General features: G+C 59.7%; 19 protein-coding genes. 10 read left to right on the forward strand and 9 right to left on the reverse strand.

Features of this window, described 5'->3' with window-relative positions; all coding sequences use genetic code 11:
* Positions 1 to 275 precede the first annotated feature (275 nt).
* The 6 genes from minC (at position 276) to NA647_RS10975 (ending at position 4,999) form a co-directional block, all read left to right on the forward strand.
* On the forward strand, positions 276 to 1,007 hold the full coding sequence (gene minC / locus NA647_RS10950; RefSeq protein WP_256057709.1) for a septum site-determining protein MinC: 732 nt from the start codon (positions 276 to 278) through the stop codon (positions 1,005 to 1,007).
* Positions 1,008 to 1,098: 91 nt separating this feature from the next.
* Complete coding sequence (gene minD, locus NA647_RS10955) at positions 1,099 to 1,914, forward strand: septum site-determining protein MinD (protein WP_256057710.1); 816 nt, start codon at positions 1,099 to 1,101, stop codon at positions 1,912 to 1,914.
* The gene (minE, locus tag NA647_RS10960; protein WP_131650376.1) at positions 1,911 to 2,168 is read left to right on the forward strand and encodes a cell division topological specificity factor MinE; all 258 of its coding nucleotides are present in this window, start codon (positions 1,911 to 1,913) and stop codon (positions 2,166 to 2,168) included. Before minD ends, minE begins: the two co-directional genes overlap by 4 nt.
* Before the next feature lie 253 nt (positions 2,169 to 2,421).
* Complete coding sequence (locus tag NA647_RS10965) at positions 2,422 to 3,057, forward strand: RluA family pseudouridine synthase (protein WP_256057711.1); 636 nt, start codon at positions 2,422 to 2,424, stop codon at positions 3,055 to 3,057.
* Positions 3,057 to 3,629, forward strand: a complete 573-nt coding sequence (locus NA647_RS10970) for a class I SAM-dependent methyltransferase (protein WP_256057712.1) — start codon at positions 3,057 to 3,059, stop codon at positions 3,627 to 3,629. Before NA647_RS10965 ends, NA647_RS10970 begins: the two co-directional genes overlap by 1 nt.
* An 80-nt stretch (positions 3,630 to 3,709) precedes the next feature.
* On the forward strand, positions 3,710 to 4,999 hold the full coding sequence (locus NA647_RS10975) for a M18 family aminopeptidase (RefSeq protein ID WP_256050332.1): 1,290 nt from the start codon (positions 3,710 to 3,712) through the stop codon (positions 4,997 to 4,999).
* A 36-nt stretch (positions 5,000 to 5,035) separates the two neighbouring features.
* On the opposite strand, the gene NA647_RS10980 is transcribed toward NA647_RS10975, so the two are convergent.
* Complete coding sequence (locus tag NA647_RS10980; RefSeq protein WP_256057714.1) at positions 5,036 to 5,998, reverse strand: NAD(P)H-quinone oxidoreductase; 963 nt, start codon at positions 5,996 to 5,998, stop codon at positions 5,036 to 5,038.
* A gap of 286 nt (positions 5,999 to 6,284) precedes the next feature.
* On the opposite strand from NA647_RS10980, the gene NA647_RS10985 reads away from it, so the two are divergent.
* Together NA647_RS10985 and NA647_RS10990 are read left to right on the forward strand one after the other, a co-directional pair.
* On the forward strand, positions 6,285 to 8,381 hold the full coding sequence (locus tag NA647_RS10985; RefSeq protein WP_256057738.1) for a carboxy terminal-processing peptidase: 2,097 nt from the start codon (positions 6,285 to 6,287) through the stop codon (positions 8,379 to 8,381).
* Between the two features lie 289 nt (positions 8,382 to 8,670).
* A complete protein-coding gene (locus NA647_RS10990) occupies positions 8,671 to 10,467 on the forward strand; it encodes a bifunctional diguanylate cyclase/phosphodiesterase (protein ID WP_256057715.1) in 1,797 nt (598 codons plus the stop codon).
* Here the strand turns inward: NA647_RS10990 and NA647_RS10995 are convergent.
* From NA647_RS10995 to NA647_RS11015, 5 genes are all read right to left on the reverse strand, one after another.
* Complete coding sequence (locus NA647_RS10995; RefSeq protein ID WP_256046902.1) at positions 10,434 to 10,901, reverse strand: tetratricopeptide repeat protein; 468 nt, start codon at positions 10,899 to 10,901, stop codon at positions 10,434 to 10,436. The genes NA647_RS10990 and NA647_RS10995 overlap by 34 nt on opposite strands.
* Positions 10,901 to 11,296, reverse strand: a complete 396-nt coding sequence (locus NA647_RS11000) for a hypothetical protein (RefSeq protein WP_131650368.1) — start codon at positions 11,294 to 11,296, stop codon at positions 10,901 to 10,903. The genes NA647_RS10995 and NA647_RS11000 overlap by 1 nt, the downstream gene beginning before the upstream one ends.
* Positions 11,278 to 11,598, reverse strand: a complete 321-nt coding sequence (locus NA647_RS11005) for a helix-turn-helix domain-containing protein (RefSeq protein ID WP_256057716.1) — start codon at positions 11,596 to 11,598, stop codon at positions 11,278 to 11,280. The genes NA647_RS11000 and NA647_RS11005 overlap by 19 nt, the downstream gene beginning before the upstream one ends.
* A 122-nt stretch (positions 11,599 to 11,720) precedes the next feature.
* Positions 11,721 to 12,209 carry a YkvA family protein gene (locus NA647_RS11010; protein ID WP_256057717.1) on the reverse strand — a complete coding sequence of 163 codons (489 nt, stop codon included), beginning with the start codon at positions 12,207 to 12,209 and terminating at the stop codon, positions 11,721 to 11,723.
* 458 nt (positions 12,210 to 12,667) lie between these two features.
* Entirely contained in the window at positions 12,668 to 13,114 is a 447-nt protein-coding gene (locus tag NA647_RS11015) for an Hsp20 family protein (protein WP_256057718.1), read from the reverse strand.
* 112 nt (positions 13,115 to 13,226) lie between these two features.
* Between NA647_RS11015 and NA647_RS11020 the strand changes: the two genes are divergently transcribed.
* Positions 13,227 to 13,973, forward strand: a complete 747-nt coding sequence (locus NA647_RS11020; RefSeq protein ID WP_256057719.1) for an SDR family oxidoreductase — start codon at positions 13,227 to 13,229, stop codon at positions 13,971 to 13,973.
* Here the strand turns inward: NA647_RS11020 and NA647_RS11025 are convergent.
* The 3 genes from NA647_RS11025 to NA647_RS11035 all read right to left on the reverse strand — a co-directional run bounded on the left by NA647_RS11025 (position 13,970) and on the right by NA647_RS11035 (position 15,663).
* Entirely contained in the window at positions 13,970 to 14,944 is a 975-nt protein-coding gene (locus NA647_RS11025; protein ID WP_256057720.1) for a tRNA dihydrouridine synthase, read from the reverse strand. The two genes, NA647_RS11020 and NA647_RS11025, sit on opposite strands and share 4 nt — an antisense overlap.
* Before the next feature lie 82 nt (positions 14,945 to 15,026).
* Positions 15,027 to 15,317 carry a hypothetical protein gene (locus NA647_RS11030; protein WP_256057721.1) on the reverse strand — a complete coding sequence of 97 codons (291 nt, stop codon included), beginning with the start codon at positions 15,315 to 15,317 and terminating at the stop codon, positions 15,027 to 15,029.
* A 31-nt stretch (positions 15,318 to 15,348) separates the two neighbouring features.
* Positions 15,349 to 15,663: a hypothetical protein gene (locus NA647_RS11035; RefSeq protein ID WP_256057722.1), complete on the reverse strand. Its 315-nt coding sequence runs from the start codon at positions 15,661 to 15,663 to the stop codon at positions 15,349 to 15,351.
* Between the two features lie 155 nt (positions 15,664 to 15,818).
* Here NA647_RS11035 and NA647_RS11040 point away from each other — a divergent pair, with 155 nt between their 5' ends.
* Entirely contained in the window at positions 15,819 to 16,004 is a 186-nt protein-coding gene (locus tag NA647_RS11040) for a hypothetical protein (protein WP_256057724.1), read from the forward strand.
* Positions 16,005 to 16,061: the final 57 nt, after the last annotated feature.

The following is a 16,061-nucleotide window of genomic DNA, read 5'->3' on the forward strand; positions in this document are numbered from 1 at the left end:
TCTCCTCATGCGATCCCCATGGATGGGGTGAATGCCGCAGGCCCGCCGGGAGCGGGCGCGGCCTGGCCTCGCGCAAAACAGGCTTCGGCGCGGCCGCGAACGAAACGTCAACAGACCCAAAGCCCTTGCGGCAAAAATTGCCGGAGCGGGACTTGACCACAGCGGGATGGTCGCTCGGCTTGCCGTTGCTTTTTCTTTTCCATTGGCCGCTTGTGGCTTGCAGCTCAACGCCTCCCCCGCTATAAGTCCTCGCCATTTACCGTAGCGGGCAGACCATGAGCCAAGCCGACCTTTCCGATCAAGCCCCCGTGTTCCAGCTCAAGGGCAGCATGCTTGCCATTACCGTGCTGGAGCTAGTGCAAAACGACCTGGAACGCCTCGATCGTCAGCTGACAGTGAAGGTCGAGCAGGCGCCGGATTTCTTCAATAACACGCCGCTGGTCCTCGCGCTGGACAAACTGCCCACCGATTGCGATCTCAATCTTCCGGCCCTGATTGCGCTGTGCCGCAAGCACGGCCTGCGCACCCTGGCGCTGCGTGCCGGCGACCCTCAGATCATCGAGGCGGCGGCCGCGCTTGACCTTCCCGTATTGCCACCGTCCGGTGCAAAAGAGCGCAAGCTAGACCTCGCCAGCAAAACGACGACGGCACCGGCCAAACCCGCCGAACCGACCTATCGCCCTACCCGCGTAATCACTACACCGATCCGCGGCGGCCAACAGGTCTATGCCCAAGGCGGCGATCTGATTGTGCTGGCGGCCGTCAGCCCGGGCGCGGAACTTCTCGCCGATGGAAACATCCATGTCTACGGTCCATTGCGCGGTCGTGCCTTGGCCGGCATCAAGGGAGATACCGACGCACGCATTTTCTGTCAGCAGCTCGCCGCCGAAATGGTTTCCATCGCCGGACATTACAAGGTCGCCGAAGACCTGCGACGCGACCCGTTATGGACCGAAGCCGTACAGATGAAGCTATCCGGCGACGTGTTGAACATCACCCGCCTTTAACGGATACTGCCGCGAATTTTCAAGCACCAAAACGGGGTGCCGTGAGCCGAATTGGCTACGGTCCCGACTTCCATATTTAGGGTGAATCACCTTGGCCAAGATCCTCGTAGTCACTTCCGGCAAGGGTGGCGTCGGTAAAACCACCTCCAGCGCCGCCATCGGTACCGGCCTCGCTCTGCGCGGCCACAAGACCGTCATCGTCGACTTCGACGTTGGCCTGCGTAATCTGGACCTCATCATGGGCTGCGAGCGCCGTGTGGTGTATGACTTCGTCAATGTCATTCAGGGCGACGCCACCCTCACCCAAGCCCTGATCAAGGACAAGCGCCTCGAAAACCTGTACGTGCTGGCCGCCAGCCAGACCCGTGACAAGGACGCTCTGACGCTAGAAGGCGTCGGCAAAGTGATCGATGAACTGGCGCAGAATTTCGAGTTCGTCATTTGCGACTCCCCGGCAGGCATCGAGAAAGGTGCTCACCTGGCAATGTATTACGCCGACGAGGCCATCGTCGTGACCAATCCTGAGGTTTCCTCGGTTCGTGACTCGGACCGCATGCTGGGCCTGCTGGCAAGCAAGTCCCGCCGTGCCGAGAATGGTGAAGAGCCGATCAAGGAACACCTGCTACTGACCCGCTACAACCCTGAGCGCGTAGTCAAAGGCGAAATGCTCGGGGTCGAAGACGTCGAGGAAATCCTCTCGATCCGGCTGCTCGGCGTTATCCCTGAATCCCAGGCGGTACTCAAGGCATCCAACCAGGGCGTACCGGTCATCCTCGATGACCAGAGCGATGCGGGCCAGGCGTACAGCGACGCAGTGGATCGTTTGCTGGGTAAGGAAGTGAACCATCGCTTCCTCGACGTTAAAAAGCAGGGCTTCCTGCAGCGATTGTTCGGAGGTCGCGAATGAACCTTCTCGACTTCTTTCGTGAGCGCAAGAAGAAGGAAACGCCCGCCAACATCGCCAAGGAACGCCTGCAGATCATCGTTGCGCATGAGCGCGGCCAGCGTACGCAACCGGACTATTTGCCCGCTCTACAGAAAGAGCTGGTCGAGGTGATTCGCAAGTACGTGAACATCGAAAGCGATCAGGTGCAGGTCGCACTGGAAGATCAGGGCAGCTGTTCGATCCTTGAATTGAACATTACCCTGCCGGATCGTTAAAAATCTGCCTGGATCTGCTGCGCGTCGGCCCTGCGGCGTTAAAAACAGGCTCGGAAAGCCGCTTGCGGCTAACGCGCTTCAGCGCGGCCCGAGGGCGAACGGAGTGAGTCATGCTCATTTACAACAGTAAACTCCGCTTCCTCACCTGTTTTTGCCTTGCATGGCTCTAGCTCGCCAGTTCCAGAATAGATTTTCAGTAACCTCTGACGGACGGCGACCCACGGGTCGCCGTCTTCGTTTATGGGAAACGCAGATGCCGTTAAGCAACATCCAGATTGTTCACCAGGACGCCGCTCTGTTGGTGATCAATAAACCCACCCTGCTGCTCTCGGTACCCGGTCGCGCCGAGGATAACCGTGACTGCCTGGTGACCCGCCTGCAGGAAAACGGCTATCCCGAGGCGCGCATCGTGCATCGGCTGGACTGGGAAACCTCCGGCCTGATCGTGCTCGCCCGCGATGCCGGCAGTCACCGCGAGTTGTCGCGCCAGTTCCACGATCGCGAGACGGAAAAAGCCTACACCGCGCTGTGCTGGGGCGAACCGGAACAGGACAGCGGCAGTATCGACCTGCCCCTGCGATACGACCCGCCAACCAAGCCCCGGCACGTGGTCGATCATAAACTGGGCAAGCATGCACTGACCTACTGGCGCGTCCTGGAGCGCTGCGGTCACTACAGCCGCGTCGAACTGACCCCTATTACCGGCCGCTCCCACCAGTTGCGCGTGCATATGCTTTCCATCGGCCATCCGCTACTCGGCGACCGCCTCTATGCTCACGAACAGGCGTTGAACGCTCATGAACGCCTGTGCCTGCATGCAAGCATGCTCGCGCTGACTCACCCCCAGAATGGCGAGCGGATGCGCTTCGATTGCCCTGCGCCATTTTGATGACTAGCTTCATCGATGCGACCCGAGGCGCCCCAGCTCACCCAAGCCTGCATAAAGCACTCGACCTTTGGACGCACAGTCCCGGCCTGGCGCTGGATCTAGGCTGCGGTGCCGGGCGCGATAGCTTGGCGTTGCTTCGTGCAGGCTGGAAGGTCGTCGCGCTCGACCGGGACCCAGAAGCATTGCGCGCTCTGCAGGAACAGGCAGCTGCGTATGCGCCCGGTGCGCTCACAGCACTGTGCCGGACATTCGAGGACGCCGCTCCGTTGCCGGCAGTGGACCTCATAAATGCCAGTTTCGCACTGCCGTTCTGCCGACCGGAGGCATTTACCGACCTCTGGATGCGAATCACCCAGGCGCTACGGCAGGGTGGTCTGTTCACCGGGCATTTTTTCGGCCCACGAGACGACTGGGCAAAGAAAGGCCTCAGTATCCACAGCCAAGATCAGCTTCGACGCCAGTTCGAACGCTGGGAGCTGCTAGCGCTCAAGGAGTTCGATTACGACGGTACGACCGCAATGGGGCGGGCCAAGCACTGGCAAATGTTTGAGGTCATAGCACGGCCCGGCTGAAACGTCGCGCTAGAGCGTCGAAGACTGCAGCCACTCCACCGATGGGATAGACTTTTCAGCCTTGCCGTCCGGAGCTACCCATGCGCAATGAACTCAACCAGGGCCTGATCGATTACCTCAAGGCCTCGCCAACGCCGTTTCACGCCACCCGCAGCCTTGCGTTAAGCCTTCAGGCGGCCGGCTACAAGGCGCTGGATGAAAGCGAAACCTGGCATACAGAGCCGGGTGGTCGCTATTACGTCACTCGTAACGACTCCGCGATCATCGCCTTCCAGCTCGGCACAAAATCCGCCATCGAATACGGCGCGCGCCTGGTTGGTGCTCATACCGACAGCCCCTGCCTGCGCGTCAAGCCGCAACCGGAGCTGCAGCGTCAGGGTTTCTGGCAGTTGGGGGTGGAAGTTTACGGCGGCGCCTTGTTGGCGCCCTGGTTCGACCGCGATCTGTCCCTGGCTGGCCGTGTCACCTATAGCCGCGACGGGAAGATCGAAAGCCAGCTGATTGATTTCAGGCTGCCTATCGCCGTGATCCCAAGCCTTGCCATTCACCTGAACCGGGACGCCAATCAAGGCTGGGCGATCAATCCGCAAAACGAACTTCCGCCGATTCTGGCGCAGATCGCCAGCGAAGACAGCCCGGATTTCCGCGCCTTGCTGGCAGATCAGCTCAGCCGCGAACACGGCCTGGTCGCCGATGTGGTGCTGGATTTCGAGCTGAGCTTCTACGATACCCAGGGCGCGGCGGTTATCGGCCTGAACGGCGAGTTCATCGCTGGCGCGCGGCTGGATAACCTGCTGTCCTGCTTCGCTGGTTTGCAAGCCCTGCTGCGGGCAGGCCCGGACGAAACCTGCGTACTGGTCTGTACCGATCACGAGGAGGTGGGCTCGGCCTCTATGTGCGGCGCCGATGGCCCGTTTCTGGAGCAGGTGCTGCGTCGTGTACTGCCCGAGGGAGAAGCATTCCAGCGCTGCATCAATCGCTCACTGCTGATCTCGGCAGACAACGCCCATGCGGTACATCCCAACTACATCGACAAGCACGACGGCAATCACGGGCCGAAACTCAATGCCGGCCCGGTAATCAAGGTCAACAGCAATCAGCGCTACGCCACCAGCAGCGAAACCGCCGGCTTCTTCCGGCATCTATGCCTGGAAAACGAGGTATCGGTACAGAGCTTCGTCACGCGCAGCGACATGGGTTGCGGCTCGACCATCGGCCCGATCACGGCCAGCCAGCTGGGCGTACGCACCGTGGACATCGGGCTGCCGACTTTTGGTATGCATTCGATCCGCGAACTGGCCGGCAGCCAGGACCTGGCGCATCTGGTCAAGGTGCTCAGCGCCTTTTATTCGAGCGCCGAGCTGCCCTGACTCGGAAGATCCAGGCGAGCGCCCGCCTGGATTCGATCACTCGATACTCTCGTCGATGACGAGCGCGACCTTGCCCGAGACTTGATTGCTAGCCAACGCAGCGAAGGCAGCTTCCACATCGTGGATCGGGAAGCTGCGTTCCAATCGCGGCGAGAGGGATTTATCAGCGAACAGTGGCCAAACCCGGTCGTGCATGTCCGCGAGCAGCTCGGCCTTGTCATCGGCACTACGACTGCGCAGCGTCGAGCCAATCAGCTGGATGCGTTTGGCCAGCAAGCCGCCCAGATCCATTTCGGCCTTGCGACCGCCCATCATGCCAATGATCACCCAGCGCCCTTCCGTCGCAAGCAACTGCGTATTTAGTGCCACATACTTGGCGCCGACCGGATCGAGGATCACATTGAACGGACCGAAGTCACGAAGCGCTTCCAGCGACTCATTGCGCAGCACGCCGCCCTTCGCGCCCAACGACTCGCAGTAGGCGAGGCGTTCCGCCGAACCGACACTGACCCAGCACGGGCTGCCGAACGCCTTGCATAACTGGATGGCAGCCGACCCGACTCCGCTTGCGCCAGCGTGAAGCAGGACTTTCTCGTCAGGCTGTAGCGCGCCCAGGCGGAACAGATTCAGCCACGCAGTAGCGTAGACTTCCGGAATCACGGCAGCTTCCGTCAGCGAAAGGCCTTGCGGCACCGGAAGCACGTGACGGGCATCGACAACCACCTCCTCAGCCATGCCGCCGCCAGCCAGCAAGGCGCAGACCCGGTCGCCTATACGATGAGAAACGCCGGGCCCTACCTCGCTGATCACACCGGCACACTCCAACCCCAGGATATCGGTCACGCCCGGTGGCGGCGGATAATGCCCGGCACGCTGCAACAGATCGGCCCGATTCAGGCCGGCAGCCGCCACCCGAATCCTTACCTGCCCATCACCGTACACCGGAGCGGCGCGCTCCACCCACTCGACCTGCCCCTCGACGCCTTGCAATGCCTTCATGCTGCCTCCATAGTGCTTAACACCTGCGCCCGCTCAACCGTTACTTGCCGGCGATGCAGGCCGCTGATAATTGCTGCATCAGACCATATGGCTATCCCTTACCACGAATTGCCGATTCGGTATGGCGTGGCGCCGGGGTTAGCCTGCCGGCTGATGCGATCTCTGTCGCGGCGTGTTAGCCGCCAGGTATCATCGGGCTGTTGTTATTCCGTCGGGCGGATGCCGCTCGACGCCTGATTGATGGCCTAATATGCGTTATTACCCAGCCTCGCGTCGCCCCTTCGAAATGAAACGATCATTGACCGCCGGTTTTCTAGCCTTGCTGCTAGGCCTTCAGGCCAACACCGCCCTGGCCAAGCCAGCCGACGGACATGACTGGGATTACTTGCAGCCCGACCGTGACCAAGTGATCGCCAGCCTCAACGTGGTAGAACTGCTCAAGCGCCATCATTACAACAAACCCCCGCTTAACGACGCCCGCTCGGCAAAAATCTTCGACAGCTACATCGCAATGCTCGATCCGTCGCGCAGTTATTTCACTGCGGGAGATCTTGCCGAGTTCGAGGGCTGGCGCAATCAATTCGACGACTTCCTCAAGAACGGCAATCTCGAGCCCGGCTTCGCGATCTACAAGGTGCACCTTGAGCGCTTGCAGAGCCGGCTCGAATACGCGCGAGGCCTGCTGAGCGAAGGCGTGGACAGCTTCGATTTCACCCTCGACGAAGAGTTACTGGTCGATCGTGAAAATGCCGCCTGGCCCAAAGACGAAAAGGAACTGGACGATCTATGGCGCAAACGCGTCAAGGACGAGGTTCTGCGATTGAAGATCGCCGGCAAAGAGCCCAAAGCCATCGAGGAGTTGCTGACCAAACGCTACAAGAATCAGCTGGCGCGTCTTGAGCAGACCCGTGGCGAGGATGTATTCCAGACCTACATCAACGCATTTGCCCAGTCCTATGATCCTCACACTCAGTACCTGTCGCCCGACAATGCGGAAAACTTCGACATCAACATGAGCCTTTCCCTGGAAGGCATCGGTGCCGTGCTGCAGAGCGACAACGAGCACGTCAAGGTCGTGCGCCTGGTCCCGGCTGGCCCCGCAGAGAAGAGCAAGCAGATCGTCCCTGCCGACAAGATCGTTGGTGTCGGTCAAGGCGACGAAGAGATGGTCGACGTCATCGGCTGGCGCCTCGACGAGGTGGTCAAGCTGATCCGCGGTCCGAAGGGTTCGGTTGTTCGCCTCGAAGTCATCCCGGCAAGCAACGCACCGAACGATCAAAGCAGCAAGATCGTCGCTATCACCCGTGAAGCAGTGAAGCTCGAAGAGCAGGCGGCGAAGAAATCGGTGCTCAATCTGGAGCAGGACGGCCGCAACTACAAGCTCGGAATCATTGAGATTCCCGCTTTCTACCTTGACTTCAAGGCCCTGCGCGCCGGAGACAAGGACTACAAGAGCACCACCCGCGACGTGAAGAAGCTGCTGACGGAGCTGAAAGACGAAAACGTGGATGGCGTCGTCATCGATCTGCGCAATAACGGCGGTGGTTCGCTCCAGGAGGCGACGGAGCTGACGGGCCTATTCATCGATCAGGGCCCGACGGTGCTGGTACGCAACAGCGATGGGCGTGTCGACGTGCTTGCCGACGAGCAGCAAGGCGCGTTCTACAAAGGCCCCCTTGCCGTTCTGGTCAATCGGCTGTCAGCGTCGGCGTCGGAAATTTTCGCTGGCGCCATGCAGGATTATCATCGCGCTCTCATCGTCGGTGGCCAGACCTTCGGCAAGGGCACCGTGCAAACGGTCCAGCCTCTCAATCATGGAGAGCTGAAGCTGACGCTGGCCAAGTTCTATCGTGTCTCCGGCCAAAGCACCCAGCATCAGGGCGTGATCCCCGACATTTCTTATCCCGCCGAAGTCGACACCAAGGAAATCGGCGAAAGCGCCCTGCCCGAAGCGCTGCCGTGGGACAGCATCCGCGCCGCGATCAATCCTGATATCAATCCGTTCAAACCATTCCTCGCAGAACTCAAGGCACGCCACGAAGCACGCACGAACGAGCACCCTGATTTCGTTTTCACCCGTGATCGCCTCGCGCTCACACAGGAGCTCATGCACGAGACGAGTGTCAGCCTCAACGAGGAGAAGCGCCGGGCGCAGCAGGAAGGCATCGAGAAGCGGCAACTGGCGCTGGAAAATACGCTGCGCAAGGCCAAAGGCGAGGAGCCGCTGGCCAAACTCGAACGGGAAGATGAAACGATCCCGGTCATTGAAGAGAAAAAGGTAAAGCCAGAGGACGATGCCTACCTTTCGGAAAGCGGCAGAATTCTGCTGGACTACCTCGGACTGCAGGACGCAATGGCTGGACATACCGCCGTAGAGCGATAGCCACTCAAGATGTCATTAAAATGACATCATCGAGTAGTGAAATACGAAGGGTCGCCACTGTCAGACTGTGTGACAACGTAGCGAGCGAAGGTTAGGCAAGGACTAGGCGTCCCCACAAAAACAGGCGAGGAAGCGGACTGGGCTCGTACTCGAGTTTACGAGTTGTAATGAGCATTCCGACTGGGCTCGCATCCGAGCCTGTTTTTAACGCGGCATAACCGAGCGCAGTAGTTTTCACACCATCTGACTGTGCGGCCCTTCGCATTCCTACGGCCAACACGAGACCACCATGACCGTCACCGAGCAGTTGAGCACGCTGGATAACATCCTCGCTCACGGCGACATCACCAGCCTTTTCCAGCCTATCGTTTCACTTTCCGAACGGCATATTCTGGGTTACGAAGCGTTGACGCGCGGCCCGTCCAACACCGCTCTGCACTCCCCCATCAATCTGCTCGCGGCCGCACGACATGCCGGTCGACTCAACGAGCTCGAAATGACATGCCGGGAAAATGCTTGCCGCCGCTATAGCCAGCAGAATCTACAAGGCAAGCTGTTTCTCAACGTATCGCCGGAAACACTGCTGGAGGCGGCCCACAAACCGGGCCGAACCTTGGAGCTGCTGCAGAAATATCGCATCCCGGCGGACAGGGTCGTGATTGAGCTCACGGAACAGACCCCCACGGACGACTTCGAACTGCTCGATGCCGCACTGCATCACTACCGTGACATGGGTTTCTCGATCGCGCTCGATGATCTCGGCGCCGGGTATTCCGGGTTGCGTATGTGGTCGGAACTGCGCCCCGATTACGTCAAAATCGATCGTTATTTCATCGATGGCATTCACCGGGACGCCATCAAGCGCGAATTTGTCGAATCCATCATGAAGATCGCCAGAGCCTCACGCGCCCAGGTGATCGCCGAAGGCATCGAGCTAAGCGAGGAGCTCCGGATTCTTTCGGACATGGGCATCGACCTGGTTCAGGGCTACTTGTTGGGCCGACCGGAAGAGGTGCCGGCCACCGAGGCAGCGGTGCTGTTGCCAAGTATGGGGAATCGTGACGATACGCTGGACGAGAACCAGCCGGACCTGTCTCCACTGGTACTGAAACAAGCCGCGGTTACCATCTCCTGCCCGATAGCGGACGTGCTGGAACTGTTCCGCCTGCAAGCGAATCTGAATTCGGTCGCGGTCCTCGACGCGATGGACACGCCAGTCGGTGTCGTACATCGAAGCCTGCTCTCTGACGCCCTACTCAAGCCCTTTGCAACGGACCTGCTGGCGCGCAAACCCATCAGTAGATTGATGGGCGATGACTTTCTCGCCGTAGAGCTTGGCCAGTCGCTGCAACAGGTCAGCCGGCTGTTGACCTGCCGAGCGCGACAGCGCATCGACGAAGATTTCGTCATCACCCTCAACGGTCGCTATCACGGCCTTGGCAGGGTCATCGATGTGCTGAGGCTGATCACCGAGATGAAGGTTCAGCAGGCACGCCATGCCAACCCGCTGACGCTGCTACCCGGCAATGTACCGATTCAGCAATGCCTGACGCGACTGCTGCGGCAAAATCGAGAGGCGGTGATCTGCTACGTCGATATCGACCATTTCAAACCCTTCAACGACCTGTACGGGTACGCCAAGGGTGACGAGGTCCTGCTATGTCTTGCTCACTGCCTGGATGAACAGATCGATTCGAGTCGTGACTTCGTCGGTCACATCGGTGGGGATGACTTCATGTTGGTGATGAAGTCTGAAGATTGGTCAGCGAGAATCAGCCGACTGTTCGACACATTCGAGCGACGCTGCCGGTCCTTCTACCGCGACGATCATCTAGCCGAGGGTTGCTTCATTGCCGAAGGGCGGCAAGGCGGCCAGCAACGCTACCCCCTACTCTCCCTTTCGATCGGCGCGGTCCTTCTCAAGTCCGGGCCAACCCCCGAAATCGACGCCGCATCTCTCGCCGTCCTGGCCTCCGAAGCCAAGCGTCAGGCCAAGCAGGTGGCGGGTTACAGCCTGTACACGATCGATACGGAACGGCGGTCACTAGGCGTTCAGAGGCCGTGTTTGGCGGCGCTGGCTCTGTAACGTTCAGCCTCTTGCCGATCAGGCGCCAACCCATGTCCGCCCGCCTTGTACAACTGAGCCAGACGGGCCGTGGCCAATGGATGTCCGGCCTCGACGGCGAGCTTCCACCAATGCGCCGCCTGGGCTCCGTCCGGGCCGTGTTCGGCATCCTCACTTAAGGCGATCACGCCCATCTGGTAAGCAGCCTTGGCATCGCCTCCTTCGGCGGCCAGGCGCAACAAACGAATGCCTTCCCGTCTTGCACCATAACCCTGCCCTCTGAAAAGCAGGATGTGCCCGTAAAAACTCTGCGCCTTCGGATCACCTATCGCGGCCATACGCGAAAACTGGCCCTCCATCCAGCGCCACAACTTAGGCTGCTCGACAGCCCAACGCATGCTCAACAGCTTGCGTGCGGTCAGATAACCGGCGCGCGCCCGAACCTTGTGCAGCATTACGGCGCCTCCGGATAATCGAATTCGAACACGCGCGCGACTTCGCCCGCATGCCAGGAAGCAGCAGCTGCGCCATCGGTAGGACCTGCAAACCGCCCAAGACGAGCGGCGCATTCGAAGAAACCCGTTCTGGGTAAACGGCTGGCACCTTGGCTGATCACCAGTGCGCTGCGCAACGGTCGGCCAGCGCGTGCGTCCAGCGTCGCCAAGTACTCCAGTGCAGCCGTCAATGTCTGCATCGCCGGCGTGGGTAACTGGAGGCGTTCGACCAGCGCACGATAGGTCACCAGATGACGCTGCCGTCGAGCGGCGGTCAACTCATCCAGCAACGCCTGCCAGTGCGGGCGGCTGATGCGAATCGACGGCGCGGCGTCTTTCAAGCTTCCGGCTCCCATCCTTCGATCTCCATCGCACGGGCTAGAGAGCGGCGTATGGGGTCACCGGGATCACGCTCGCCGCTTTCGATAAGGCCAAGGTAAACGGGGCTGATGCCTACGGAACGCGCCAGCGTCTCCTGACTCATGCCCTTGGCTTCACGCATCGCCGACAATTCGCTGAATTTCGGTAAAGCAATCGGAGCCTCTGCGCCCGCCTGGGCAGTGCGCCCATTACGTTCACTCAGCAGCGCCTGATATTCATCCCAAGGCAGCACGGCGTACTCTGGCACACCGTCACGCATGATGACCTGAACACTCATCCGCTACCCCGCTCGTTTGTCCATGAATGAAAGCGGATCTTAACAGCCTGAGGACGGATTTTTAGCCTACGGGTGCGCACTAAGAGAGTGAAAGCGTGGCCGCCCATAGCAGCACGAAAGGATTAATCCCTTGGTGTATCGTCTCGGAATCGGGCACTACGCGCATGGCTAACGTCGTCCGCCATCGGCTCATCTATCGAAGGGAGACGATCGATGTCAGCTTGCACATCAACCGGCTGGCTGTCTCTCCAATCGCGGAATGCCTGCAGCTCGCCGGACCATTTGCGCATGACCCATCCCAGCACCGCGAGATCGTCGATGAAGCCAAGCCCGGGGATCCAGTCCGGTATGGCATCCATCGGCGAGAGGAAGTACAACAGCCCAGCCACTGCAGCGATCAGCGCAGGTCTGCTGATGGCCCTGTACTCGCCCCGCCACCAAGCCACACATAACGCCTGCAGCAAACCCAGGTCTTCACGCAGACCTTTCATAAGCCCGCCACGTGCCGAGCGCTTGCGAGCGACGGCAAGCAGCACCATGGGTAACCGTCCACGGGCGAGTACGCGTTGCGCTATGGGCAAATAGCGGAAGAATTTCCAAGGGAGCTTCATCGAATACCTCCTGCAAAACCGCGCCATAGAAGCATTCGGCAATTATCCACAATTCCTGTGGATAACCTTGTGAACAGTTCTTGGATGACTTCCCCAAACGCCCGTCTGACGCGGCCTTCAAACAGATCGATGGGTTTTTGCTCAGCGAACATAAAGCCTTTAAAATCAGCAACTTAAGAATGTCCAGAAATTTCTTGAGCGGTGACGGCGAAGCCGGTGGGTTACGTTTCCCAGAATGTGCATAACCGTAACATGTCAACGCTTTTTTAAGGCAATTTCGGCTTCTTAGGAGTAGACAAACTCGCCCGATCGTTCTAACAGAGACAGCCCAACGATCCTCTATGTTCAAGCCGAGCAGCTGTCTTTCCGGATTGAATCACGCGAGCCACAAACGAAAACCCCGCCGAAGCGGCGGGGTTCTCCATCAGTCGACGAGCCGCAATGCGACCCCTTGCGGGTTACGCCTCGTTCAGAGCCAGGCGCTCACCGTTAATCGGTATGCGCTTGGGCTTGGCCTCTTCCGGAACCACGCGCTCGAGCTGGATGCTCAGCAGGCCGTTGTTGAGTGCTGCGCCTCGGACCTCGATATGATCGGCGAGACGGAAGGAGAGCTTGAACGCACGCTGGGCAATACCCTGGTGCAGATAGGTGACGTTCTCACCACTGCTCTCTCGTTTCCCGCCGCTAATGGTCAGCACGCCACGCTCGACCTGCAGATCCAGATCGGACTCCTGGAAACCGGCGGCTGCTACGATGATGCGGTACTGGTCATCGCCGTGCTTTTCAACGTCATACGGTGGGAACGAGCTGCCCGCGTCGTTACGCAGGGCCGACTCGAACAGATCATTGAAACGATCGAAGCCAATGGATTGGCGGAACAGCGGAGCCATGGAAAAACTAGTCATTTGTATCTCCTGATAGTCAGCGAGTGGTTACTACAGGACCCGAATTCGGCATCCTGTGTAACCCTAAATAGGAATTGCCCCGCCCATTTCAAGACCATTCGTCGGAGTTTTCATGTCCAGAGTCATGCTGATTACAGGCAGCAGCCGAGGCATCGGTGCGGCCACCGCCAGGCTCGCCGCAGCCGAAGGCTACGCGCTGTGCCTCAACTTCCATCAGCGTCAAGATATCGCGCAGCAGTTGCTCGAGGAGCTTCGAGTTGCCGGCACACACGCCATCGCGGTAAGAGCCGATATCGCAGACGAGGCACAGGTCGCCAGCCTGTTCGCCACGATCGACAAGGAATTCGGCAGGCTCGACGTGCTGGTCAATAACGCCGGCATGCTGGAACGGCAGATGCGTCTGGACGAGATGGATGCGGCGCGGCTGGTGCGGGTGTTCGCGACCAATGTGACCGGCAGTTTCCTTTGCGCGCGCGAGGCGGTGAAACGCATGTCCACCCGCTATGGCGGCAACGGCGGCGCCATCGTCAATGTCTCCTCGATTGCCGCAAAGCTCGGCGCGCCTAACGAATACATCGATTACGCGGCCGCCAAGGGCGCGATCGATAGCATGACGCTTGGCCTGGCGAAAGAAGTTGCCGCAGAAGGCATTCGGGTCAATGCGGTGCGGCCGGGCGTGATTCGTACAGAGATTCATGCCAGCGGTGGTGAGCCGGGCCGCGTTGAGCGCGTCAAGGCCAGCGTGCCCATGGGGCGCGGCGGTGACGCTGAGGAAGTGGCTGAGGCGATTCTATGGCTGGCCAGTGAAAAAGCCAGCTACACCAGTGGCGCCCTACTGGACGTCAGCGGCGGGCGCTAGATAACCGCCTCGAACTCCGATGCCTTGCAGGTGATGCCCAACAAGGCATCGAGTCGCTCGCAATCGTCCATCCGCCGCAGCTGGGCAAACAGCGTAACGGCTTGCGGATAAGTACGAGTCAGCATGGAAATCCATTGTTTGAGACGCCCGGGTGCGTAGCGCGGAGAGATCTTGCGGCGCGCCTGCAACCAGAAGCCAGCGAGCAGCGGCTGCAGATCTTCCCAGCTCATCGGCTCAACCTCTGCACCATGCTTTGCTGCATTGATCTGGCGCGCCAGGTCCGGCCGACAGACCAATCCACGCCCTAGCATGATGTCTTCGACGCCGCTGATTTCGCGGCAACGACGCCAGTCGTCCAGCGACCAGATATCGCCATTAGCGAACACAGGGATATTCACTACATCCTGAACCTTGGCGACCCACTCCCAATGCGCAGGCGGCTTGTAACCCTGCAACTTGGTCCGGGCATGCACGACCAGTTGCTCCGCACCACCATCCACCAGGGCTCTGGCGCAATCTAGCGCCCCGTCCGGACTGTCGAAACCCAGCCGCATCTTGGCCGTGACCGGGACATGTGCAGGCACCGCCTTGCGTACCTCGCGCAGTATCGAATGAAGCAGTTCGGGCTCCTTGAGCAGAACAGCGCCGCCACGAGATTTGTTTACCGTTTTAGCCGGACAGCCGAAGTTAAGATCGATGGCAGGCGCACCGAGGGTGCAGGCAAAGGCCGCATTGTCGGCCAGGCAAGACGGATCCGAACCCAGCAATTGCACACGCAACTGGGTGCCGGCGCGAGTCCGGGCGCCGTTATCGAGCTCGGGTGCAAGCTTGCGGAAGCTGGACGGCGGCAACAGGCGATCCGACACTCGAATGAACTCGGTCACGCACCAATCGATACCGCCGACACCCGTCAGCACATCGCGAAGAATCTCATCGACCAGCCCTTCCATGGGGGCCAAGGCAATTTGCATCAGAAACAGCCCAATCGAAAAAGGAGCGCATTGTACGTAGGCCGACCGCGCTTAGAAACGCCCTGGGCGTGCCGCCTGGCGACTACTGGTCTGTATCTTCGCGGTCTCCAATGGTATCGGTTCCGGTCGTTGCGCCCATGCCACCCGTGGTGCCGGAGGCTCCCGTGCCCATGGTGCCTAACCCAGGCTCATCATCCACCCCTTCGCCATCGTCCCGTTCATCCTGCGTTGCGCCCCCAATATCGGATGAAGGCTGCTCTATCGCTTGGTTATCGGTAGTAGAAGGATTGGACAGCTCACCGCTGGGCTCGGCCAAGGCAGCGCCGGAAACGAATATCAGGCCAGCGGTCATCAAGACAAGTGTGTTCGACATCGTTGCTCTCCCGTTTCATCGATTCAGCCAGTCAGTCGTCATCGCGATCACGATCACCGAGGGTTCGGCGCGGGCGATGTTCCATATCGGTGTCGTTATCACCGTGACCCGCTTCGTCGTAGATCTTTTTTTGCCGCTCCTTGCTCTCGACTCGATCTGCCCCGGGCTGCTCGGGTAGCCGCCGGATCCCTTCACCGACGCCCATCGAGCCGTTACCCAAAGAACGGTCGACCGCACCCGTGTTTTGTGCCAACTCGATATCAACGGAATCGGCCGATGCGGCAGCTGTGCCGATCGCGGCAAGCCCAGCCACGAAGCCAAGCGTGATAACTAGACAGGTCTTCATATCTCCTCCTTCAAGAGTCGTGGCAATCGTTAGGCAACCCTCAGTGCGAGCCGTGCGCCGCCGAGCAGCATCACTGACCAGCGGCAGCGGAACCGTCCATCCAAACCCAGGTCCCAGCTACAGAGGCTGATGTCAGGTTAGAAAGGAATCCAACAATGATCACTCCCGCACTGGTAATTCTTTTGATGATCTTCGGCTGGAGCGCTGCCGCACTGGCGATGCTTTGGGGGATGCTGCGAATCACTCGTTACCATCAAAAGCCCAGCCCGAGCGCCACACCGGCCCGGCAGTTCCCGGCTGCTGCTGCGAAATCAGGTATCAGCGTTTCGCTAAGCGCTTGAAGAAATAGGCGCTATCCTAAATTAGGCCGTGACATGGCGAACCAAAGCTGTAGAATG

The sequence above is a fragment of the Stutzerimonas stutzeri genome, assembly GCF_024448985.1.
Classification (GTDB): Bacteria; Pseudomonadota; Gammaproteobacteria; order Pseudomonadales; family Pseudomonadaceae; genus Stutzerimonas; species Stutzerimonas stutzeri_AP.